This window comes from Streptomyces sp. YIM 121038 (assembly GCF_006088715.1).
GTDB lineage: Bacteria > Actinomycetota > Actinomycetes > Streptomycetales > Streptomycetaceae > Streptomyces.
This window is the reverse complement of the sequence record NZ_CP030771.1, coordinates 3,937,804-3,960,579: the sequence shown is the minus strand read 5'-3', so window position 1 is coordinate 3,960,579 and position 22,776 is coordinate 3,937,804. Positions and strand designations below refer to the sequence as shown.

The following is a 22,776-nucleotide window of genomic DNA, read 5'->3' as shown; positions in this document are numbered from 1 at the left end:
TTCTCCGGGGGCGGTGGGACGTCAGGAGGGGAGCAGCCCGAGCGCGGTGGCGTAGACGGCGGTGACCGCGGCGGCCACGGCCGCGGCGCGCGGCCACGCGGCACCGGCGGCGCGGCCCGCGAGCAGCAGCGCGCAGGGCAGCAGGGGCAGCCAGGCGTCGAGGTGCGTGACCGTGGGCACGGCCCGCGAGACGTCGTGGCCGAGCGCGAGGCCCGCCACGGTCCAGGCGGTGAGCTTGGCGAGGACGAAGGCGGCCCAGCCGAGCGTGAACGCCCGCCGCAGCCGGGTGAAGTCGCCGCTCCCGTCCGCGGTGCGCGGGGCGCCGGGCAGCGGCAGGTGGCGCGTGGCGACCGCGCCGAGCGCGCCCACGAGGACGCCGAGCAGGCCGAGCGTCAGGACGTTGGCGAGCAGGCTGGTGCACCAGGCGATGCTGGTGCCGATGCCGATGGCGCCCTCGGACGCGCTGTCGACGCGCTCCACGACCTGGTCGTGGATCTCGCCCCACAGCGGCACGCTGAACCCGGCCGTGGCGACGACGAGCGCGCTCACACCGAGGGCGTGGCCGCGCCGGGTCAGCAGGCGCTGCCCGAAGGGGCCGCGCGCGGGCGGGGGCGCGGGCGCCGCGCCGGGGGCGTCGTCGTCGAAGGCGGGCAGCCCCGCCACACCGTTCGCCCTGGTGATGCCGGTCGTCCCGGTAGTCCCGCTCATGCTCCCCATCCCGATCGTGCCGCCCGTCTCAAAAGGTCTCACTGGCACCGCGTGCCCCGTCGCCCGCGACCTCACAGGCCGTGGCAGGCCCGCCCGCGATGGCAGCCGGAGCCCCGTCGCCCGCGGGCGCCCCGCCCGCCGGGGCAGGCCCGGCCGTCGCGAAACCCTCGGGCATCACAAAAGCCTCGGCCAAGGCGGACGCCCCGGTCGTCACGGGCGCCCCCGCCCTCACGTGCTCACCCATGTCTCCACCGCCGCGGCCAGGGTCAGGCCCGCCAGGGACACGCCCCACAGCAGGCACGCGTCCTGGAAGCCGAAGCGGTCCCGGGTGCCGCGCTCCGGCGCGGGCCGCCGCCCGAGTCCGGCGCGCGCCCACGTCACGAGGGGCACGAGTCCGGCCGCCGCGGCGAGCGCGAGGCAGGCCAGTTCGAGGGGCATGTGCGGCAGCAGATGGCGTACGACGCCGTGCGTGCCGAGGACCGCGCTGCCCTGGCCCCAGTAGTAGCCCGCGAGCGTCCCGGTCAGGAGCGTGAGCGGGATCGTCATGACGCCGAGCGTGGCGACGCCGAGGAAGAGGGCCGCCGAGACGCCGACGTTGCGCGCGAGGATCTCCGCGAACAGGCTCCAGTCGGCCTCCTTGGGGGCCCGGCTGACCCCGGTCGGGTCCGCGGGCGCGAACCACCAGCCCGCGCCGAACGCGGCGAGCCACAGCAGGGCGCCGCTGACCACGGCGGGCCACTGCCGCCGCAGGAGTCCCGCCGCCGCGGACTTCAAGCCGCCCACGGCCGAGGGCCGGGCGATCGGCCCGGTCGTCGTATCCATCTGCCCTCGCGTCTCCGTGCCCTCGGTGGTGCCGGTCGGTCCCGCCGGGACCCCGCGCGTGCGGGGTCCCGGCCGGATGCGCTGCCTCGGGACTTAGGCGACGACGGCCTTCTTGCCGCCCTTCTTGATGGCCTGCTTGACGCCCCAGATGATCACGGAGCCGACGGCCAGGCCGCCGGAGACCAGGCCGATCGCCGAGGCGACGTCCATGCCCGTCATGATCGACTGGTAGACGACGTTCGCGGAGTCCTTGCTCATGTTGAGCACGTTCTTCAGGAAGAACGGGGTGGCCGTGGCGGCCACCATGAAGGCGCCGAAGACGGTGGCGGTGACGGCGGCGGTGGTCAGGGGACGGCGGGTGGCCGAGCGGTTCATGTCGCGTGTTCCTTCGGATCGATTCATTACGATCGGACGCGTGCCCGCCCCGATTGGCGCGGGGCGGGCACGTCCGTTGACGGGCCCGGCGAGAGCGCCGGACCCGGTAACGATCTTGTGGGGGAAGCGGAGCACGCCCTACTGCCTGTTGACGGGGCCATTCGGCAGTTACCGATGCGTAGGGGTGCTAAATCCGGACATACGCGCAGGAGTTGTCGGAGCTCTCATCTGAGCGCATGGCCGCACGTCAACGCGGCACCGCTGGGGTAGGTTGAAGCCCGACCACATATTGACGACTTCTTGACTAATGGATCGCTCGGGGGAGCCATGCTGAACGTGACGGTCGCGCACCACCACCCGTTGATCCGCAGGGGGCTCGCGCAGTCCCTCGCGGACGGCGGGGAATTCACGGTCACCTCATACGGAGACGTCGACGGGGTGCTCGCGTGGGTGCGGGCCCAGCCGGACTCGGTCGTCCTGGCGTCGCGGATCCTGCCCGGCATCGACCGGCTGCTCGACGCGGTCAGGGGCGGCGAACTGTCCGGCGTCCCCGTGGCGCTGCTCGGCGAGGCCGCCGTCACCCGCCCCACCGTCGTCGGCGTGCCGCCCGGCGTCTCCGGCTACCTCCCGGAGGACGCCGACGTCCGCGCCCTCGCGCACGCCGTGCACACCCTCGCCTCCGGGGCCGCCGTGCTGCCCGCCGCGTGGATCCACCGCGCCGGCGCCACCACCGCCCGGGCCGAGTCGCGGGAGGCGTACAGCGGGGCGCCGCTCTCGCTGCGCGAGCGGGAGGTCCTCGCCCTGGTGGGCGAGGGCCTGACGAACCAGCAGATCGGCCGGCGCCTCGGCCTCAGTGCCGGGACCGTCAAGTCCTACATCAGCGCCGTGTACGCGAAGTGCGGCGTGGACAACCGCGTCCAGGCCGCACTCTTCGCCCACGGCATCGAGGTCTCGGCGGCCTAGGCCCCCGCGGCCCGCTCGTAGGGCGAGGGCACCGGGAAGTAGGCCGCGAGGAACGCCCGCAGGGCGAGGGCCGCCTCCTCGTCCGACACGTCCCCGCCGGGCGTCTCACCGACGCAGAACGCGGTCTTGGCGCGGGACTGGAGCAGCTGCCCGAGCCGGGCGTGGTCGGCGCGCTCGGCGATGTCCACGAAGTCGTACGCGAGGGAGCCGGGCACGGCCCGGCCCGTCAGATACGCGTAGTGCTGGAACAGCGACGAGACGACGGAGTGGTCGCCCGCGCCCCGGAAGGGGTTGCGGGCGGTCGCCGCGAGCTCGTCGCCGTACCGCTCGGCCAGCTCCGCGAGGACGTCGCGCCGCAGCGCGTACGGCACGTGCAGCAGGCAGTGCGTCGCGGTGCGGCCGAAGTCGCGGCGCAGCAGCGCCCGGTTGTTCTTCGCGGCGGCCAGATAGCCCTCGTCGGCGGCGGACACCGGCAGGTCGGGCACGGACACCGACGACCAGAAGAACCGGGCAAGACCCGACGGCAGGAAGAACGTGTCCGGGGCCGTGGGGCGGCCCAGGAACATGTCGTCGTTGAAGTACAGGAAGTGCTCCGACAGGCCGTCGATCCGGTGCAGCTGGGTCTCGATGGCGTGCGAGTTGAACGTCGGCAGACAGCCGTCCGGGTCCGCGAACAGGTCGCGGTGGTCCACCACCGTCAGACCCGGGTGGTCCTCGTCCAGCCACGCCGGGACCTGGCCCGCCGTGACCAGGTACACGTGCCGCACCCAGGGCGCGTACATCGCGAGGGACCGCAGGGAGTACCGGAGTTCGTCGCGGTTGCGGAAGCGGACCGCGCCGGTGTCGGCCGACGCGCCGCCGTCCCCGTCGCCCAGGGCGGCGGCGCGGGCCGAGCGCCAGGCCGGGTCGGTGTCGTCGACCCAGGTGTAGACGGCGTCGACGGGGAAGTCGACGTCCTTCATGAGCAGCCGCGCGAAGACGTCGAGGCTCGGGTACTCCCGCGCGCCGACCCGCAGCCGCGCCGTGGGCGTCAGGGACGGCAGCTCCGCCCCGGCGAGCGTGCTCCCGAACGGCGCCCGCCACACCCGCCCGCTCCCCTCCGGCCCGCCGGTGCGCGTCCAGAACGCCACCGTGCACGCCTGCTGCACGCCGTGGCGCAGCGAGAGCGTCGTCGTGGTGACCGGCTTGAAGACCTTGATCCCCGCCATCTCGCCGACGCTGTCGAGGCGTTCGGCGAGCACCACGCCGGGCGCGGCGTCGCGCGGCGCCACGAGCTCGGCGTACACGGCCCGGCCGTGCAGCGCCTCGGTGAGCGCCTTCAGGGCGGCGTCGCGGTGGTCGTCGGCGACGGCGAGGGTGTGCGCGGTCGAGCCGCCGTTCGTCCGCACCAGGACGTACGGCACGTCCCGCGCGTCGAGGGCGCTCGCGGTCAGGTCCAGGTTCCAGGCGGCCATGTCGGCGGTGCGGACGTCGTCGCGCCGCTCGGCGAGCCGCCCCACCGAGCGGATCAGGGCGTCGTCGGCCGCGAGGATCTCCTCCTCGCGGGCCCGCTCGTCGGCGGGCGCGGGCGCGTCGAGGGTGTGCGGCGCGGTCGGCCGGAAGCCCGGGCCGCCGGACGCGACGCCGAGCGCCACCCGGTCCGCGCGCTCCGCGAGCCGCTCGGGCCGGTCGCGGCCCGCGACGAGCCGCGCGTACAGCTCCTCCCACAGCGCGGTCACGCGCTCGGACGAGAAGCGGGCGTACACGCCCTCGCGGGCGGCCCGCGCGTACCCGAGCCGGGTGGCGTCGTCCGACATCAGCTCGGCCATGGCCGCGGCAAGCCGCTCGATCTCGCCGGGCGGCACGAGGAGGCCGTCCACGCGGTGCCGCACGATCTCGGCGGGCCCCGTCATCACGTCGTACGCCACCACCGGCACGCCCGCCGCGAGGGCTTCGAGGAGGACCAGCGGGAACGCCTCGTTGTGGCCCGCCGTCATCAGGGTCAGACCCGCCTTGGCCCACTCGGCGGCCATGTCCTGGCAGGGGCCGAGGAGTTCGACCCGGTCCTGGAGGCCGAAGGCGTCCACAAGACGGCGCAGGCTCGCCTCGCGGTGCCCGCCGCCGAAGATCCGCAGGGTCCACTCCGGGTGCGCGCCGGCGAGCTGCGCGAAGGCGCGGACCGCGTGGTCGACCCGCTTCTCGCCGGTGAGCCGCGCGGCCATCACGATGACCTTGCTGCCGCCGTCGGCGCGCGGCCTGAAGCCGTCCGGGACCGCGTTGGGGATCACCGCGAGCTCCGGCGCCGTCGCGCCGAGGGACTCCGCGATCCACTCCCGGGTCCGCTCCGTCAGCGTCACCAGGGCGTCCAGGCGCGGCGCGAAGAGCAGCAGCGGCTCACCGGACGGGCCGCGGCGCTGCGTCGGCCGGTGCTCCTGGTGCACGGTCACCACGCGTCCGGGCACGAGCCGCACGGCCGCGGCGAGCAGCGCGGGCGTCGTGGTGACCAGGACGTCCGCGTCGAGATCGGTCAGCGCCGCCGTCAGCTCCACGTCCGCGAGCCGGTCGAACGCCGACTCCCAGGAGCGCGCGATCAGTTCGCTGGGCAGCGCGGCGAGCTCCCGGCAGGCGGCCTCGTCGAGCCGCGAGCCGCGCACCGGCCGCTCGGGCGTCACCGTGCGGTCCACCAGATAGCGCACGGCCAGGCCCCGCGCCTCGGGGAAGAACGGCTCGGCCCGGGTGCGGAAGACCGAGAGGACCTCCACGTCGTGCCGCTCGGCCAGGTGCAGCGCCTGGGTGTACGTGGCGAGTTCGGTGCCGCCCATCTCGTCTCCCCAGCCGAGGAGGTACGTGATCTTCATGAGGTCTCCTTCTGCTCCAGGCCCCGCCCCAGGTCCAGACAGGTCACGGCGAACGCGCCGGACGCGGTGACGTGCGGATGGGCCCGCACCAGACCGCCGCCCTCAAGGGCGACGAGCCGAAAGGGCGTGGGGAACGCCGACGGCAGGTCCCGTACGTCGGTCAGCCAGCGCCCCAGCGGCAGTTCGCCCACGCGGAAGTCCCACACCCACTGGCCGGGCCCCGCCCCGGCCATCGCCGCCAGCGGAAGCGCGAAGCGGAACCGGTCGCCGTCCCACTCGGGCCGCACCGGCACGGCCAGGCCGTCCCGCCGCCGCACCGCGCTGGCCCGCTGCGCCGCGCGCGCCGCGACCATCCGGCCGTGCACCGTGATGCCGTCCCCGCGCGGCTCGAACCGCACCAGCTCCGCGCGCGGCCGCGACCGCGTGACCTGCACCGCGGCCCGCCCGCCCCGGCAGCGCACGAGCCGCAGGAGCGTGCCGGTGCGCGGGTGCGGGGCGTGCGGGAGGGTCGGCCCCGGCGGCCCCGGCGCGTCGGCGAGGGCGAGCCCCTGACGGCGTACGCGGCCGTCGGCGCCGGTCGTCTCCACCGTCAGCCGCCACACGCCCTCACCCAGGACGGGCCCGGCGCCGCGCGCGTCCTCGGCGGCGTCCCGCAGGCTGACGGTGGCCGTGAGCAGCGCCGTCTCCGCTTCGAGCACGAGCGGTACGCGGAAGCGGCGGGGGCCGCGGCTGATCAGGAGCCGCGCGGGGCCGGGGGCCGACAGGGCGACATTGAGGGTGCGGCTGTCCCGCAGGGACAGGTGAACGGGCCCGAGCAGCTCACCGTCGCCCTGCCGCTGCCGTCCCGCGGTGGCCCGCTCGACCCGGAACCGGGCCCTGCGGGTGGCCTGCCGGGCCCTGCGGGCCAACCCCCTGGCCAGAAAAGTCTGCATCGCCCCACTTTGCCCGCTCGGTGCCTGGAGCACCGGGAGCGCCGCGCGGCGGTCACCCCGCCCCCGGGCGGCACCCGGCAGGGGTCAGCGCCTGCGGCCCGGCAGGAGCGCCGCCAGGCCCCGGCCGCGCGGGCGGCGGGTGCGGCGGGGCCCGGCCTCGTCCTTGCGGGGCGGCGCGACGGAGGCGTGCCGGGACCGGGGGTGGGCCGGGGTGCGGGCCTTGCGGCCGCTGATGCGGATCATCGGGTGCCCGGCCACCTCCTCCGCCCCGTGCCACATGTCGTCCCGCCCCTTCAGGAGCCGCCCCAGCTCCCCGTGCACGGCCTCGTACCGCCCCCACGTCCCGTAGAACTTCGTCGCCGTGATGCACAGCGGCTTCAGCCCCGTCGTGGCGACGGCCCCCCACGTGGCGGCGGCCACGCCGGGACAGTGCTCGGCCCGGAAGTCGTCCAGGACGACGATCCCGTCCGGCGTGAGCAGCTCGCGCGCCGCCGCGATGTCGGCGTGCACGTGCTCGTACAGGTGCGAGGCGTCGATGTGGACGAAGCGGCAGCTCCCCCCGGGCACGTGCGTGGCGATCCCCGCCGAGGGGGCCTGCACGACCTGGGGCAGCTCGTCGTGGAAGGAGCGGTAGTTGGCCTCGAAGGCGCGCCGGGTCAGCGTCGCGTACGAGCGGCCCATCTCCTTGGAGTTCGCGTCGTCGGGCGCGGGCGAGTCGAACAGGTCGCAGACCGTGAAGGTCTCGTCGGGCCGCAGATAGGACCCCATGAAGATCGCGCTCTTGCCCAGATAGGCACCGAGTTCGAGCAGGTCGCCCGGTTCGCCGAGGTCCAGCTGACGGCTGAGGAACCAGTCGAAGAGCACTTGGTCGGCCGGGTGGAACCAGCCCTTCACGTCGGAGAAGGCGGTGGGTACGGGGAGGTCGTCCGGCTCCTCGGCGGACGCGGGCGCGGACGTGGGCACGGAAGCGGAGGCTTCGGGCATCTCAGATCCTGGAGTTGGGGGGAGTGCGCTGCGACAGGAGCGCGGCGGTCTGCGCTGCCCCGGAGCCCTCGGCCCCGGACACACGGGTGCCCTCGGGCCCCGCCGCCGGCGTGGGGTGCCGCTCCGGGAGCGCCACGACCGAAGGTAGTGGGATCTTCGCCCCGAACACCACCCGCCGCACGACACGCTCCGCGGCACTCCCGTCGTCGTAGGGGCAGAACCGCTCCCGGAAGGCCCGCCGCAGCTGGGCCGAGCGCGAGCCCCGCCAGTGCCCCGACGCGAAGATGTCGGCCAGCTCGTCCTCGCCGCGCGCCACCGCGCCCGGCGGGAAGGCGCGGACGTCGAAGTAGGTGCCGCGGGCCGCCTCGTACGCCTCCCAGTCGTCGGCGTGCAGGACGATCGGCCGGTCCAGGTTGGCGTAGTCGAACATCAGCGACGAGTAGTCCGTGACCAGCGCGTCCGCCGCCAGGCACAGCCGCCCCGGGTCCGGCTCGCCGGACACGTCGACCCAGCGCCCGGTGAGGTCGTCGGGCAGCGGCTCCGCGTCGACGTGGGGGGCGTGCACCAGGACCGTGAAGCGGGGGCCGAGGCGGCGGAGCAGCCGCTCCAGGTCGACGCCGAGCCGCTGCGTGCGCCGGTAGTCGCGGTACTCCGGCGCGTACAGGATCGCCGTCGTCCCCGGCCGTACGCCGAGGCTCTCGCGGATCCGCGCCACGTCGATGGCGGTGGCGCGCTGGTAGCGGTCGTTGCGCGGACAGCCGTACTCCAGCGTCGTGTACGCCGCCGGGTACGCCCGCTCGCCCGCGAGGGTCGCGTGCCGGTTGGGGGACACGACGTAGTCCCAGGTGTCGGCGTCGCGCAGCCGCGCGTCGACGTCCGTGCCGCACGCGGCCGCCGGGCGCTCCAGGAGGTCGGCGCCCTCGTGCCGCAGGGGCGTGCCCGGGTGGGTCCGCACCACGAGCTGCCCGGGGCGCTTGGCGAGCCGGCCGTCGAAGCCGGAGTCGCTCACCAGGTACGCGGCGCGCGCCAGGGCCGTCCGGGCCGCGGCCGTGCCGGGCGTGAGCCTGCGGGTCGCGGTCGGCAGTGTGTGGTGGTGCGCGGGCGCGGCCAGCCAGGCGGTGCGCACGTGCGGCGCGAGCTCGCGGAACGCGGTCTCCAGGGCGCCCGGGTCGCCGCTGTGCCCCCGCCCGTCGCCCGCCGTGAACACCGCGAGGTCCGCGCGCACCGGACGCCGCAGCTGGATCCGGTAGTGCAGCCGCAGCAAGGACTCCCGGGCCCGGCCGAGGGCCCCCGCGGAGTACCGCACGGCCGCCGCGCCGAACCGGCGCACCGACCGCAGGACCTGGTACGCGCGGTGCGAGCCGAGCCGCACCAGGGCGTGCCGCAGCCGGGCGCCCGCCCGCGGCCGGGAGCCGGGGACGCGGAAGCGGCGGTAGTGGGCGCGTGCCCGGCGCAGGAACTCGGCCCTGCTGCCGTGCGGCAGCCGCTCAGGGCGGGAGTAGATGGTCAGGAAGTGGTCGACCATGCGCCGGAAGACCAGCGCCCGCCAGGCCTCCGGCAGGTGGGGGCGCGCGTCGAGGAACGCGAACACCCGCTCGTACTGGTCGAAGACGTCGAAGTGCGCGCGGCTCGCCGTGCCGAGGAGCCCGCCGCGCCGCCGCTGCCGGTAGCGCACGCACACCCGGTCGAGCGTCGCGATGGACTTCGCGGACATCATCAGCGGATACGTCCACGGCGCGTCCTCGTAGGTGCCGGGCGGGAACGTGAGGCCGATGCGTTCGACGAACTCACGGCGGTGCGCCTTGTTCCACGCGACCATGAGCAGCCGCAGCAGGCCGCTCCTGTCGCCGAGTTCGAAGGGGGCGGGGCCGTCCTCGTCGAGGAGGTGCGCGAGCTGGTTGCGGACCCGCTCGCCCGTCCAGTACGTCCGCTCGTAGTCGTAGACCAGGACGTCGGGCTCGCCGGTCTCCTTCAGCCGGTCGGCGATGGCCTGGAGGGAGCCGGGCGCCATGCTGTCGTCGGCGTCGAGGAAGACCAGGTAGTCGCCGGTGGCGTGCTCCATGCCCGCGTTCCGCGCGCGGCCGAGACCCACGTTCTCTTCCAGGTGGACGGCCCTGACCCGGGCGTCCCGGCCCGCGAACTCGTCGATGATCGCGGCGCAGCCGTCCGGCGAGCGGTCCTCGACCGCGATCAGCTCCCAGTCCGCGAAGCTCTGTTCGAGCACGGACGTGAGGCATTCGTGCAGATAGGCCTGCACCTGGTACGCGGGGACGATGACACTGAACCGGGGCACGGCACATCCATGGGTCGGCGCGGGCACTCTGCCCGGGAACGCCCGGTGGGGTGATCTGGTTACGCCCGGGTCTCCCCATCGGGGGACGCCCGTCAAGCGAACGGAAAGGGGCCGGTCCGGTGCCGGACCGTCCCCTTCCGCTCAAACCCCGTACGGCGTAAGGCAGTTGATCATTTCTGCGCCACCGGGCGCGCGGGCGCGCACGCGTCCTCACTTGACGGCGCCCGCCATCACGCCGGACACGAACTGCCGCTGGAACGCGAAGAACACCGCCAGCGGGATCACCATCGAGATGAACGCGCCGGGCGCGAGGATCTGCACGTTGTCCCCGAAGAACCGCACCTGCTGCTGGAGCGCCACGGTGATCGGCGGGCTGCCCGCGTCCGCGAAGATCAGCGCGATCAGCATGTCGTTCCACACCCACAGGAACTGGAAGATGCCCAGCGAGGCGATCGCCGGCGCGCCGAGGGGCATCACCACACGGATGAAGAGCCGCAGCTCACCGGCGCCGTCCAGGCGCGCGGCCTCCAGGAGTTCGCGGGGGATCTCCGCGAAGAAGTTCCGCAGCAGGAAGATCGCGAACGGCAGCCCGAAGGCCGTGTGGAAGAGCACCACGCCCGTCGTCGTCTCGAAGATCCCGATCTTGCCGAAGAGGTCGGAGACCGGGACGAGCGCCACCTGCACCGGCACCACGAGCAGCCCCACCACCCCGAGGAACCACCAGTCGCGGCCCGGGAACTCCATCCACGCGAACGCGTACCCGGCGAGCGAGCCGAGCACCACGACCAGCAGCGTCGCCGGGACGGTGATGGACACGCTCGTCAGGATCGAGTCGGTGATCGTCTCGTCCTTCAGGAGGCTGGAGTAGTTCTCGAACGTCAGCTGCGACGGCGCCCCGAAGACCTTCCACCAGCCGGTCGCGCTCATGTCCTCCTTGGTGCGCAGCGAGCCGAGCAGCAGGCCGAGCGTGGGCACCAGCCAGAACAGGCCGACGAGGATCAGGAAGACCCGGACCGCGGTGCCGCCGAGCAGCCCCGCGATCCGCCCGCCCAGCGACTGCCGGGCCTTCACCACGCCCGTCTCCGCGGCGGCCCGAGTGTGCGTGCTCATCGCTTCGCCTCCCGCCGCAGCCGCCGCAAGTTGAACCACATCACCGGGATCACGAGGACGAAGAGCAGCACCGCGATCGCGCTCGCCACGCCGTCGTTCTGGTCCCCGAAGGCCGAGTTGTAGAGCTGGACGGCGAGGACGTTCGCCTCGTCCTTGGAGGAGCCCGGCGGGATCACGAAGACCAGGTCGAAGATCTTCATCACGTTGATCATCAGTGTGACCAGGACGACCGCGAGGACGGGAGCGAGCAGCGGCACCGTGACCCGGCGGAACACCTGCCACTCGTTGGCGCCGTCCACGCGCGCGGCCTCCAGGAGCTCGCGCGGCACGCTCGCGAGGCCCGCCGCGATGAGGACCATCGCGAACCCGGCCCACATCCACACGTAACTGCCGATGACGGCAGGGGTGATGAGCGAGGGGCCGAGCCAGTTCACCCCGTCGTACGGCTCGCGGAAGTTCGACGCGGGGTAGCGCAGGAGCGCCCCGTCGGCCTCCTTCGGCAGGGCGAAGGTGCCGTCGTCCGCCGCCGTCGTCGAGGCCACCACCTCGCCGTCCTTGACCGCCTCGATCCTGATGCCCGGGTAGCCGAGCTCGACGGCGTCCGGGGCGTTGACCTCGCCGCGGCCCTTGCCGCGGGTGAAGTCCTGCCAGGCCGTGCCGGTGACCTTGCCGGGGTCGGCCTCGGCGCGCTTCGCCGACGCGGCGTCGTCGGGCATCTTGTCGGGCGGTACGCCGGTCAGCGGCAGGGCCACCGGGTGCCCGGCGCGCACGGGTGCGCGGGTCACGAAGGCGCCGCCGCCCGCCTCCTTCATCGGGGACCGCGCGGCCAGGTGCCCGCTCGGGAAGTGCGAGGACTCCACGAACGTGTCGTGCACGCCCACCCACACGGCGTTGACCACCCCGCGGTCGGGGTTCGCCTCGTACACGAGCCGGAAGATGATCCCCGCCGCCAGCATCGAGATCGCCATCGGCATAAAGATCACGATCTTGAACGCCGTGCCCCAGCGCACCCGTTCGGTGAGGACGGCGAAGATCAGGCCGAGCGCGGTCGCCACCGCGGGCGCGAACACCACCCAGATCGCCGTGTTCTTGACGGCGGTACGGATCCCGGAGTCCTCGAACATCGTCTCGTAGTTGTCGACGCCCGCGAAGTCACCGCTCTTGTCGAAGAAGCTGCGCAGGACCGAGAACCCGATCGGATACAGCACGAGCGCGCCGAGCAGGACCAGGGCGGGCAGCAGGAACAGGGCCGCCACCGTCCTGCGGGTCCCGGTCACGCTCCTGCGCGGACCGGCGCCGCGCGGGCCGGTCGTGGACGTACGCGCCGTCGGCCTGGCCGGGGGCACCGCGGCGGTGCCCCCGGCGTCCGGAGTCGTCATCGCCCCGTCAGCTCTTCGGGTACGCCTTGGCCGCCGCGTCCTCCAGCGTCCGCTGGGTGCCCGCGACGTCCTTCGGGTTCTTCAGGAAGTCCTGGAGCGCCTTCCACTCGCCCTTGCCCGGCGTGCCGCCGAAGGCCGGGGGCGCCTGGTCGGACATGTCGAAGCGGATGTCGTCGCCGGCCGCGATGAGCGCCTTGGCGATGCCGCGCTGCACGTCGTTGGGGTACGCGGCCAGATCCAGGTTCTTGTTCGGCGACACGAAGCCGCCCGCCTCCGCCCAGATCCTCGCCGCGTCCGGCGAGGCCAGGAAGGTGAGCAGGGCCTGCGCGCCCTTGCCGTCCTTCAGCGCGACCGCGGCGTCACCGCCGACGACCGCGGGGGACTCGTCCCCGACCGCCGGGAACGGGAACACCTTCGCGTCCGTGCCGATCTTCGCCTTCGTCTCGGAGATCGAGAGCGACACCATGTCGCCCTCGAAGACCATGCCCGCCTTCGGCTGCTCGCCGCCCACGAACGTCTGCTTCACCGACGCCGGGAACTCCGTCTGCAGCGCGCCGTCCGCGCCCCCGGCGACGAACCCCTTCTTCCCGAAGAGCCCGCCGAGCGTCGTCAGCGCCTTCTTGACGGAGGGGTCCGTCCACTTGATCTTGTGCTGGGCGAGCTGGTCGTACTTCTCGGGGCCCGCCTGCGAGAGGTAGACGTTCTCGAACCAGTCGGTGAGCGTCCAGGCCTCCGCGCCGCCCACGGACACGGGCGCGACCCCGGAGTCGTACACCGTCTGGGCGGTCTTCAGGAACGCGTCCCAGGTCTTCGGCTCGTCGACGCCCGCGTTCTCGAAGACCTTGGTGTTGTACCAGACCAGCGACTTGTTGGCCGCCTTGAAGTACACGCCGTACTGCTTGCCGTCGACCGTCCCGAGGTCCTTCCAGCCCTGCGCGTAGTTCTCGTCAAGCTCCTTCTGCGCCGCCGCGCCCAGCGGCTTGGCCCACTTCTTCGCCACGGCCTGCTGCACCGCGCCGACCTGCGGCAGCATCGCCACGTCCGGGGGCTGGCCGCCCGCCACCTTCGACGCGAGGAAGCTGATGATCGGCTCCTGCGCGGGCACGAACGACACGCTGGCGCCCGTCCGCTTCTCGAACTCGTCCAGGACCCTGAGGAACACCTTGCGCTCCGCACCGCCCCACACGGCCGAGACCGACAGCTTCTGCCCGTCCAGCTTCGGCAGCTGCACGGTGGCCGCGGTCTTCTTGCCGCCGCCCTTGCCGTTGCCGTCGTCGTCCTTGTCGTCGTCACCGCCGCACGCGGTGAGGCCGAGGGCGAGCGCGCCCACCGCCGTGGCGGCGACCATCCTGCCGGTCGTGCGTGTACGAAGAGTGCTGCGCATCACTGCCCCGTTCTCTTCCCCTGACAGTCCCGTTCCGGTCTGTCTACGCCCGGGGGCGTGGGGCGGCAAGACGGCCTACGCTGTCAAGTCGCCGATCGTGATGCCGTTGTGACGGTCAGTTCCTCGGCTCCGTCCCTGCCGTGGGCAGTCGTCCCGCGGGGCCGCACCAGGTGCCGCGCGGCCTTCACGCAGGGGCGCGGCCCGGACGCGGCCCCGGCGTCACAGCAGGGACGGCACCTGGTCGGCAGCGACCTCCCGCGCCGCACGATCGAGCGCACTGGCCAGCAGCGCCAAGTCCGTAGGCCCGTTGCCCAGTTCGCGGACGGGGCGGCGCGTGGGGGGATCCCCCATGCGATCCCACTCCAGGGGGACCACGGTGGGCCGCAGGGTCGCCGTACGGGGGATGCGCCCCGTGACCCGCCCCGCTTGGAAGGCGGTGACCCGCCCGTCACTCCCGCCCAACACCCCCCGCCCGGGAGCCGGATCCTCCACCCCGCCCCCGGGCGCGTCCAGCGTGGCCCGAAGCCCCGTCCGCCGCCCGACCTCCGTCTCGGCCACGCGCTCGGCACCCCGCACCGCGGCCACCAGATGCACCCCGAGCCGCTCCCCGTCCCGGGCCACCGCGTCGAGCGCCCGGACGACGGACCCGGCGGCGGGCCGCCCGGGCGACCCGAGCGCGGGCGCCAGCAAGGAGTCGTAGTCGTCGACGACCACGACGAGCCGCGCGAGCGGCGGCCCCGGCTCGGGCCGCGCCCCGGCCCCCGGCGGCCGCAGCCGCAGCGTGGAGCTGCTCGGCGCCTCGATGTCCCCGGCCCCCACGGCCCCGCCCGCCTCGGCGTCCGGCGCCCCGCGGGGCGCCACGATCCGCCCGGCCACCAGCCGCCCCGCGTGCCACTCGGCGAACCCCTGCCGTCCAAGGAGCTCGGCCCGCCGCTTCAGCTCCGCGGTGAGGGACTGCGCGAACTCCCGCATCCGTACGGGGTCGTTGGCGGCGAGGTGGGTGCCGACGTGGGGGAGGTCCGTACAGGCCCGCAGCCCTTCGCCGGGCCGCTCGCCCGCACCGGTGCCGCCCGCCGTGCCCCCGTCCCGCCCGTCGACCCCGCCGTCGACGAGGACGACGCCGAGCCGGTCGGGCCGCTCGGCGGCGGCGAGGGACGCGGCGACGGACCGCAGCAGCTCCGTGCGTCCGCTGCCGGGCGGCCCCGCCACCAGCAGGTGCGGCCCGTCCGCGGCGAGGTCCACCACGACGGGCCCGCGCGCCCCCGCGCCGAGCACCGCCCAGGCCCGCCCGCCCAGGGCACCCGCGTCGTCCCCGGCGGCCGCCCACCGCGCCATCAGCGAGGCGGGCGTGGCCCGGGCGAGCCCCAACTCGTCCAGGAGCCGCGCGGCTTGCGGCAGCGGCGCCGCCACGCGCGCGTGCCCGCCGCCCGTGCCGTCGGGCCGCAGCGGGGCGAGCGCCCGCGCGAAGCGCTGCGCCCAGGCCGCCGACACGGCGTCCACCACGGCGACCGTGCCGTGCCCCGCGGGCTGCCCGTCCGCCGTGCGCAGCACCCGCAGGGCCGTCGCCACGTCACCGCTGAGCAGCGCGACCGCCCCGCAGGCGCGGAAGGCGGGCGACACCGAACACGCCGCCTCGTACGTCTCCGTCACCGGGGACGCGGGCGAGGCGGCGGCCGTCTCGGCCAGGCACACGACGTGGATCCCGGCCCGGCCGCCGTCCCGCGCGAGCCGCACGGCGGCCTCCCGCAGCGCGGCGGAACCGGGGTCGCCGTCGACGACCACCACCGTGCGCGGCCCGGACGCCTCCCGGACCGTCCGCTCCTGAGCCCGCCCCGGCCCGCCGGGACCCGCCTCGGCCGGCTCCGGCTCGTCCAGGCGGCGCAGCAGCTCGGCCGTGCGCGCCGCCGCCTGCTCGCGGTCGTACGCGAGCAGCAGACGGCAGTCCTGGCCGTGCGCGGGCCGCAGATGCGGCAGCCAGCCGAGCCAGGCCCACTCCGCGGCCCGCTCGCCCGGCGTCCGCGCCCGGTCCGTGCTGATCAGCACGATCTCCAGGTCCGCGGGGGAGTGCAGCGCGGCCAGCTGGGCGAGCACCGACCGGGCGAGCCCCGCGAGCCGCTCGCGCGGCCCGGCGAGACCGAGCGCGCCGGTCTCCCCGAGGCTGACCGTCACCGGCACGGCGGGCAGCAGAGCGCTCTGCCCGGGTGCCGCCCGGTCGACCGTGCCGAGGCGCACCGCGAGTGCCTCCGGGTGCGCGGGCCCGCGCTCCCACAGCCGCGTCCCCGGCCCGAGCGCCGTCAGGAGCAGCGCCGCCGCGTCGGGCCACACCTCGGGCACCGGCTCCGGGAGCGGCCCGGCGTCGCCCCACTCCTCCACCGCTTCGGGGTCCTGTGGCCCTTCGTGCACCTCGTCGTACGCACCGTGCTCGCGCGCCGTCTCCTCGCCGCGCCCGCCGGTCAGCCGCCGCGCCCACGCGGACAGGCCGCCCCGCTTGCGCACGCCGCGCGGCAGGGGCGTCCCGCGCGCGGGGGTGCCGGTCCGGTGCCGCTCGGCCTCGGGCACGCCGCCCTGCCGGGGCACCACGGGGGACTCCGCGATCCCGCTCTCACCGTCCCCGCTGCCTCCGGAGGCACCCCACTCGGCCGTGCCGTACGCGTGCTGCGTCACGCCCTCTCCGGGGGTGACGGGGACGGACGGACCGGACGACGACGCGCGGCGGCCGGGTGCGGCGGCCGGGCCGGGCACGGTGGACGCGGCACCCGGCGAGGGCGAGAAGCCGGGCGCTCCGGCGCCTCCCGCGACCTGGGCGCCCCAGGCGCCGCGCAGATCCCCGACGCCCCTCGCCGTGGCTCCGGCCCCTCCTGTCGCTCCTGTCGCTCCTTCGGCTCCTTCCGCGGTGACCCGCACGCGCACGTGCCCCTCGCCGTCCGCCGCGGTGTCGAGCACGCCGCCCATGCCGCTGCCCGTGGTCAGCCGGAGCACGGACTCGCCGATGCGCAGGAGCGAGCCGGAGGCCAGCCGCACCGGCCGGTCGGTGAGCACGCGGCCGTCCACCGCCGTGCCGTTCGTCGAGCCGAGGTCCGTGACCGTGACCCGGCCGTCCGGGTCGAGCGTGACCGCGCAGTGCAGCCGGGACACGTCCGGGTCGTCCAGGGGGACGTCGGCCTGCGCGGAGCGGCCGACGCGGATCTGGCCGCCGTGCAGCAGGTGCACGCCGCCCGCGTCGGGACCGGCGACGACGTGGAGCTGGGCGGCGGCGTCCGCGAGCTCGGGGCCCGGCTCGGCGGGGGTGCCCACGCACAGCACCGCTCCGTCGACCAGCGGGGGCTCGCCGAGCGTGCAGCGCTGGAGGTCGAGCCGCTCCGACTCCGCGTACAGGACGGCGGGGCCCTCGCCCGCGGCGACGGCGGCGGCGAGGCCCGAGGCGACGGCGGCGAGCGCGGTCCCGGCGGGCGCGGTGACCAGCACGTCGCAGGCCGTCGCGGGGCGTCCCCCCGGCTCGGCGGTCTGGCCGCCACGCGGCCCGAGGACGGTCAGCCGGATCTGCATGCCGTCAGCGGTCCCTTCTGCGCTGGGCGCCCGGCACGGGGACTCGCGCTGTGATTCCCCCCACCGCACACGGGCACGTCGGCCAGTACGGAAGCATCCTCGCACCTGCCACTGACAACACGCCCGCCCCCCACCCGTAAGTGATCTTGATTGGTCGCCTCTGTACGGAAACGTGCCCGGAAAAGTGCGGGAAGCGGGCCAGAAGGAAAATCGTCACCCCCCGGAGGGCGCGCGCTTCCGCCGAGCCCCTGCCGAGCCCTTATCGAGCCCCTGTCGAACCCCTGCGAGAGCCCCGCCCGGGGCCCCTTTCGCACCCCGGTCCGAGGGCGTCGGCAACCAACGGCCCTGGTAGCGCGTCTTCCCTGCGAACAAAGGTCCGCACGGGCGGCGGCCACTGGCAAGATCGTCGTCCAGTGCCCCGTCCGGCGGCACTACAGTGGGTCGGAACGCCCATCGCGGCGAGGGCCGACCGGGATCCCCGGGTCACCGGGAGCCCGAGGACCACAGATCCAGACCGATCCAGCAGGGAGCGCATGACGTGCGGCCGGTAGGCAGCAAGTACCTGCTCGAGGAGCCGCTCGGGCGCGGCGCCACGGGCACCGTCTGGCGAGCCCGCCAGCGGGAGACCGCGGGTGCCGAGGCGGCCGTCCCCGGCCAGCCCGGCGAGACCGTCGCGATCAAGGTCCTCAAGGAGGAGCTCGCGAACGACGCGGACGTCGTGATGCGCTTCCTCAGGGAGCGCTCCGTCCTGCTCCGGCTGACGCACCCGAACATCGTCCGCACCCGCGACCTCGTCGTCGAGGGCGATCTGCTCGCCCTGGTCATGGACCTCATCGAGGGCCCGGACCTGCACAAGTACCTGCGCGAGAACGGCCCGTTCAGCCCGGCCGCCGCCGCCCTGCTCACCGCGCAGATCGCCGACGCGCTGGCCGCGAGCCACGCCGACGGCGTCGTCCACCGCGATCTGAAGCCCGCGAACGTCCTGGTCAAGCAGGACGCCGACGGCATGCACCCGATGCTCACGGACTTCGGCATCGCCCGCCTCGCCGACTCCCCGGGCCTCACCCGCACCCAGGAGTTCGTCGGCACGCCCGCGTACGTCGCGCCGGAGTCCGCCGAGGGCCGCCCGCAGACCAGCGCGGTCGACATCTACGGGGCCGGCATCCTGCTGTACGAGCTGGTCACCGGGCGCCCGCCGTTCGCCGGCGGCTCCGCGCTCGAGGTCCTGCACCAGCACCTGAGCGCCGAGCCGCGCCGCCCCTCCACCGTCCCCGACCCCCTGTGGACGGTCATCGAGCGCTGCCTGAGCAAGGACCCGGACCGCCGCCCCAGCGCCGAGAACCTGGCGCGCGCCCTGCGCACCGTCGCCGACGGCATCGGCGTGCACGCCTCCGCCGCGCAGATCGCCGCCGCCGAGGGCGTCGCCGCCCTGCTCGCGCCCGACCCGGCGCCCGCTCCGGTGCCCGGCGCCCCCGGCGCGGCCGACCCCACCCAGGTCCTGCCGAACACCTCGGGCGCCCCGGGCGCCTACGACCCGGCCGCGCCCACCAGCGTCATGCCGCACACCGGCGGCCCCCAGGGCGCCGACCCCACGGCCGTCATGCCGCCCGTGGGCCCCGGCCAGGGCCCGGACGACCCGCACCCCTGGCAGAGCCAGATGCGCGCCGCCCGCGACCGCAACGACCAGACGCAGGTGCAGTACCTGGACCCCAGCCAGGACCCGCTGCGCCGCCGGCCGCAGCGCCAGGTCGCCCGCCCCCAGCAGCAGCGCCCGCCGCAGCAGCCGCAGCCGTACGCGCCCCAGCACCAGCCGCAGCCGTACCCCCCGCAGCAGCAGTACGCGCCGCAGCACCAGCCCCAGCCGTACGCGCCGCAGCAGCCGCAGCCGTACGCCCCCCAGGCGCCCGCCCCGGCGCCCCAGCCGCCGCAGCCCGAGCCGCCCCGGCAGCGCCGCCAGCGCAGCGCGAACCCGACGAAGATCCCGGGCCTCGGCTGCCTCAAGGGCTGCCTGGTCGTTCTCGTCATCCTGTTCGTCGCGAGCTGGCTGGTCTGGGAGCTGAGCCCGCTCCAGGACTGGATCGGCACGACGAAGGGGTACTGGGACCAGCTCCAGGACGTCTGGGACAAGCTCTCGGAGTGGAGCTCCAAGATCAACGGCTGAGCCCGCGGCGATCAGCGGCTGAGCCCGCGGCCCGGACCCCGTCCGGGCCGCCGTACGGCAACATCCCCGCGACCTAGGGGATTTGTCGACATCTGAGGGGTGATTTCCGCTCCCGGAGTGAAGGTTGGTGTCACGGACGCGTACTTTTGACGCCAACACACATCCGTAGGAGCAGTCTTGGCACGCAAGATCGGCAGCCGGTACACCGCCCATCAGATCCTGGGCCGTGGCAGCGCCGGCACGGTGTGGCTGGGCGAGGGGCCCGAGGGGCCCGTCGCCATCAAGCTGTTGCGCGAGGACCTGGCCTCCGACCAGGAGCTCGTCGGCCGCTTCGTCCAGGAGCGCACGGCCCTGCTGAGCCTCGACCACGCGCGCGTGGTCGGCGTCCACGACCTGGTGGTCGACGGCAACGACCTCGCACTCGTCATGGACCTCGTCCGCGGCACGGACCTGCGCACCCGCCTGGAGCGCGAGCGCCGCCTCGCCCCCGAGGCCGCCGTGGCCATCGTCGCGGACGTCGCCGACGCCCTGGCCGCCGCGCACGCCGCCGGAATCGTGCACCGCGACGTCAAGCCCGAGAACGTCCTCCTGGACATGCAGGGCCCCCTCGGCCCCGGCGGCTCCCACCCCGCCCTCCTGACGGACTTCGGCGTCGCCAAACTCATCGACACCCCGCGCCGGACCCGGGCCACGAAGATCATCGGTACGCCGGACTATCTGGCGCCCGAGATCATCGAGGGCCTGCCCCCGCGCGCGGCCGTCGACATCTACGCCCTCGCGACTGTCCTCTACGAGCTCCTCGCGGGCTTCACCCCCTTCGGCGGCGGCCACCCCGGCGCGATCCTGCGCCGCCACGTCACCGAGACCGTCGTGCCCCTGCCCGGCATCCCCGAAGAGCTCTGGCAGCTCATGGTCCAGTGCCTGGCCAAGGCGCCCGCGTCCCGTCTGCGCGCCTCCGAGCTCGCGGCCCGCCTGCGCGAACAGCTCCCCCTGCTCGCGGGCATCCCGCCCCTGGACGTCGACGAGCCGGACGCGGAGACGCAGGGCGCCGAGGCGCGCGAGGAGGCGCCACCGGAGCCCCGGCCGCGCGCCCCCCGGCGCGGCGCCGTCCCCCTGGTCCCCGGCGCCACCCCCGCCGACGCCAACCGCGACACCCACACCTCCATGCGCGTCCCCGGCCCCGAGGAGCTGGCCGGAGGCGCCCTGGGCACCGCCCGCGTCCCCCGCGCGACCGGCACCGCCCGGCCCGGCTCGGCCCGCCACCGCTCCACGACGCGGCGCCGCCGGATCGCCCTCGGGGTGGCGGGGGCGGCCCTGGCCGCCGCGATAGGCGCAGGCGCCTGGTACGCCACCACGGACGACCCCCCGCCCTCCACCCCCAAAACCACAGCCCCCCCAACCCCCTGACCCACCCCGTGCCCCGCCCCGGCCCCACCCGCTAGCGCGGCCTGGCCCCACCCACCCGCCCCCACCTCACCCGCAGTGCCCAGCGCGCACTGGCCCCGTGCCGAGCCCCGCGCCCCGGTCCCGCCGCCCCGGGTGGAGGCCCACCCCCAAAGCCAGGAGATTCGGGTGGGAGGGTGGGCAGGCCCGCCGCGGCAGCGGCGGGGGAGTCGGCGACGGCGGCCGCGGCGCCCCGCGTCGGGGCCGGGCGGGCGAAGCCGGGGAGCGACGGGTGGGCGGGTGGGGAGCACCGCCGCGGTAGCGGCGGAAGGACACCGGGGGCCCCGGGCCCAGGCGCCCCGAGTGAAGGGCCCCGGCCCGCCGGACCCGGGCAGCGGGCGGGCGGGAGGCCCGGCCCGAGGAGGCCCGGCCGGGCTCCGGCGCAGGCCGCCGCAGGGGCGTCCCGCCCCGCAGGGGGGAGGGACGCCAGCCGCAGCCGTTACGCTGGTGTCGTGGCAGTCGTCGACGTATCCGAAGAGCTCAAGTCCCTCTCCTCGACCATGGAGTCGATCGAGGCCGTCCTGGACCTCGACAAGCTGAGGGCAGACATCGCCGTGCTCGAGGAGCAGGCGGCCGCGCCGTCGCTCTGGGACGACCCGGACGAGGCGCAGAAGATCACCAGCAAGCTGAGCCACCTCCAGGCGGAGGTGCGCAAGGCGGAGACCCTGCGCGGGCGCATCGACGACCTGGGCGTTCTCTTCGAGATGGCCGAGGAGGAGGACGACTCGGACACCCGCGCGGAGGCCGAGTCGGAGCTCACGGCGGTCAGGAAGGCCCTGGACGAGATGGAGGTCCGCACCCTCCTCTCCGGTGAGTACGACGCCCGTGAGGCCCTGGTCACGATCCGCGCGGAGGCCGGCGGCGTCGACGCCTCGGACTTCGCCGAGAAGCTCCAGCGCATGTACCTGCGCTGGGCGGAGCGCCACGGCTACAAGACGGAGCTGTACGAGACGTCGTACGCGGAAGAGGCCGGCATCAAGTCGACCACCTTCGCCGTCCAGGCGCCGTACGCGTACGGCACGCTCTCCGTGGAGCAGGGCACGCACCGCCTGGTGCGCATCTCCCCGTTCGACAACCAGGGCCGCCGTCAGACGTCCTTCGCGGGCGTCGAGATCCTGCCCGTGGTCGAGCAGACCGACCACATCGAGATCGACGAGAGCGAGCTGCGCGTCGACGTGTACCGCTCGTCGGGCCCCGGCGGCCAGGGCGTCAACACGACGGACTCCGCGGTCCGCCTGACCCACCTCCCCACCGGCATCGTCGTCTCCTGTCAGAACGAGCGCTCGCAGATCCAGAACAAGGCGACCGCGATGAACGTCCTCCAGGCGAAGCTGCTCGAGCGCCGCCGCCAGGAGGAGCAGGAGAAGATGAACGCCCTCAAGGGCGACGGCGGCAATTCCTGGGGCAACCAGATGCGTTCGTACGTCCTGCACCCGTACCAGATGGTGAAGGACCTGCGGACGGAGCACGAGGTCGGTAACCCGGAAGCGGTGTTCAACGGCGAGATCGACGGCTTCCTGGAGGCCGGAATTCGCTGGCGCAAGCAGCAGGAGAAGTAATTTCGGCGCTTTGTCGACATGGCGGGGTCTCCGCCGGGTCGTCGGGCACCCCGCGGCATTCACGGCAACCGCGGCCCACAGGGCCGCGGTTGCCGTGTTCTGTGGGGCAGTTGTGGGCCCCGCGCGCTTTTCCCGCGTCCTTTCGTCACAGTCGCATGTCCGCTCGACGGTCAACTGAGCGCATAACGGGCATCGCGCGCGCAACGTCCTTGACGGTGCTCAGGAAAGTGGAAAAGCTGTCGGGCGGCATGCGTGTTTCTGGGGCGCGTGTGATCCGGGG

At 74.7% G+C, this 22,776-nt stretch carries 15 protein-coding genes; 4 read left to right on the top strand and 11 right to left on the bottom strand.

What is annotated here, in order from left to right:
* Nucleotides 1–21: 21 nt before the first annotated feature.
* The 3 genes from C9F11_RS16575 to C9F11_RS16565 form a co-directional block, all read right to left on the bottom strand.
* Nucleotides 22–708: a hypothetical protein gene (locus C9F11_RS16575; protein WP_138960025.1), complete on the bottom strand. Its 687-nt coding sequence runs from the start codon at nt 706–708 to the stop codon at nt 22–24.
* A gap of 228 nt (nt 709–936) precedes the next feature.
* Nucleotides 937–1,530, bottom strand: coding sequence for a stage II sporulation protein M (locus tag C9F11_RS16570; RefSeq protein ID WP_138960024.1), 594 nt, complete (start codon nt 1,528–1,530; stop codon nt 937–939).
* A gap of 93 nt (nt 1,531–1,623) precedes the next feature.
* The gene (locus tag C9F11_RS16565; RefSeq protein ID WP_138960023.1) at nt 1,624–1,905 is read right to left on the bottom strand and encodes a hypothetical protein; all 282 of its coding nucleotides are present in this window, start codon (nt 1,903–1,905) and stop codon (nt 1,624–1,626) included.
* A gap of 327 nt (nt 1,906–2,232) precedes the next feature.
* On the opposite strand from C9F11_RS16565, the gene C9F11_RS16560 reads away from it, so the two are divergent.
* Nucleotides 2,233–2,868 carry a response regulator transcription factor gene (locus C9F11_RS16560; RefSeq protein ID WP_138960022.1) on the top strand — a complete coding sequence of 212 codons (636 nt, stop codon included), beginning with the start codon at nt 2,233–2,235 and terminating at the stop codon, nt 2,866–2,868.
* On the opposite strand, the gene C9F11_RS16555 is transcribed toward C9F11_RS16560, so the two are convergent.
* The 8 genes from C9F11_RS16555 to C9F11_RS16520 form a co-directional block, all read right to left on the bottom strand.
* A complete protein-coding gene (locus tag C9F11_RS16555) occupies nt 2,865–5,705 on the bottom strand; it encodes a stealth conserved region 3 domain-containing protein (protein ID WP_138960021.1) in 2,841 nt (946 codons plus the stop codon). The two genes, C9F11_RS16560 and C9F11_RS16555, sit on opposite strands and share 4 nt — an antisense overlap.
* Nucleotides 5,702–6,637: a hypothetical protein gene (locus tag C9F11_RS16550; protein ID WP_138960020.1), complete on the bottom strand. Its 936-nt coding sequence runs from the start codon at nt 6,635–6,637 to the stop codon at nt 5,702–5,704. Before C9F11_RS16550 ends, C9F11_RS16555 begins: the two co-directional genes overlap by 4 nt.
* Before the next feature lie 84 nt (nt 6,638–6,721).
* Nucleotides 6,722–7,621, bottom strand: coding sequence for a class I SAM-dependent methyltransferase (locus C9F11_RS16545; protein WP_138960019.1), 900 nt, complete (start codon nt 7,619–7,621; stop codon nt 6,722–6,724).
* 1 nt (nt 7,622) lies between these two features.
* Nucleotides 7,623–9,914 (bottom strand): bifunctional glycosyltransferase family 2 protein/CDP-glycerol:glycerophosphate glycerophosphotransferase, encoded by a 2,292-nt coding sequence (locus tag C9F11_RS16540; RefSeq protein ID WP_138960018.1) that lies wholly within the window; start codon nt 9,912–9,914, stop codon nt 7,623–7,625.
* Nucleotides 9,915–10,124: 210 nt separating this feature from the next.
* On the bottom strand, nt 10,125–11,024 hold the full coding sequence (locus C9F11_RS16535; protein ID WP_138960017.1) for a carbohydrate ABC transporter permease: 900 nt from the start codon (nt 11,022–11,024) through the stop codon (nt 10,125–10,127).
* Nucleotides 11,021–12,301, bottom strand: a complete 1,281-nt coding sequence (locus tag C9F11_RS16530; RefSeq protein ID WP_138966574.1) for a sugar ABC transporter permease — start codon at nt 12,299–12,301, stop codon at nt 11,021–11,023. The genes C9F11_RS16535 and C9F11_RS16530 overlap by 4 nt, the downstream gene beginning before the upstream one ends.
* 109 nt (nt 12,302–12,410) lie before the next feature.
* On the bottom strand, nt 12,411–13,787 hold the full coding sequence (locus C9F11_RS16525; RefSeq protein ID WP_138960016.1) for an extracellular solute-binding protein: 1,377 nt from the start codon (nt 13,785–13,787) through the stop codon (nt 12,411–12,413).
* Between the two features lie 219 nt (nt 13,788–14,006).
* A complete protein-coding gene (locus tag C9F11_RS16520) occupies nt 14,007–17,333 on the bottom strand; it encodes an FHA domain-containing protein (protein ID WP_138960015.1) in 3,327 nt (1,108 codons plus the stop codon).
* Nucleotides 17,334–17,871: 538 nt separating this feature from the next.
* Here C9F11_RS16520 and C9F11_RS16515 point away from each other — a divergent pair.
* From C9F11_RS16515 to prfB, 3 genes are all read left to right on the top strand, one after another.
* A complete protein-coding gene (locus C9F11_RS16515) occupies nt 17,872–19,494 on the top strand; it encodes a serine/threonine-protein kinase (RefSeq protein WP_138960014.1) in 1,623 nt (540 codons plus the stop codon).
* 177 nt (nt 19,495–19,671) lie between these two features.
* Entirely contained in the window at nt 19,672–20,901 is a 1,230-nt protein-coding gene (locus C9F11_RS16510) for a serine/threonine-protein kinase (RefSeq protein ID WP_138960013.1), read from the top strand.
* Nucleotides 20,902–21,389: 488 nt separating this feature from the next.
* Entirely contained in the window at nt 21,390–22,496 is a 1,107-nt protein-coding gene (gene prfB / locus C9F11_RS16505) for a peptide chain release factor 2 (protein WP_138960012.1), read from the top strand.
* The last annotated feature ends 280 nt before the right edge of the window (nt 22,497–22,776 follow it).

Excerpts from the sequence above, each read along its gene's own strand:
- C9F11_RS16555 (WP_138960021.1), bottom strand. The coding sequence starts at position 5,705 with ATGAAGATCACGTACCTCCTCGGCTGGGGAGACGAGATGGGCGGCACC.
- C9F11_RS16550 (WP_138960020.1), bottom strand. The coding sequence starts at position 6,637 with ATGCAGACTTTTCTGGCCAGGGGGTTGGCCCGCAGGGCCCGGCAGGCC.
- C9F11_RS16535 (WP_138960017.1), bottom strand. The coding sequence starts at position 11,024 with ATGAGCACGCACACTCGGGCCGCCGCGGAGACGGGCGTGGTGAAGGCC.
- C9F11_RS16560 (WP_138960022.1), top strand. The coding sequence starts at position 2,233 with ATGCTGAACGTGACGGTCGCGCACCACCACCCGTTGATCCGCAGGGGG.
- C9F11_RS16525 (WP_138960016.1), bottom strand. The coding sequence starts at position 13,787 with ATGCGCAGCACTCTTCGTACACGCACGACCGGCAGGATGGTCGCCGCC.
- C9F11_RS16575 (WP_138960025.1), bottom strand. The coding sequence starts at position 708 with ATGAGCGGGACTACCGGGACGACCGGCATCACCAGGGCGAACGGTGTG.
- C9F11_RS16520 (WP_138960015.1), bottom strand. The coding sequence starts at position 17,333 with ATGCAGATCCGGCTGACCGTCCTCGGGCCGCGTGGCGGCCAGACCGCC.
- C9F11_RS16570 (WP_138960024.1), bottom strand. The coding sequence starts at position 1,530 with ATGGATACGACGACCGGGCCGATCGCCCGGCCCTCGGCCGTGGGCGGC.
- C9F11_RS16545 (WP_138960019.1), bottom strand. The coding sequence starts at position 7,621 with ATGCCCGAAGCCTCCGCTTCCGTGCCCACGTCCGCGCCCGCGTCCGCC.
- C9F11_RS16565 (WP_138960023.1), bottom strand. The coding sequence starts at position 1,905 with ATGAACCGCTCGGCCACCCGCCGTCCCCTGACCACCGCCGCCGTCACC.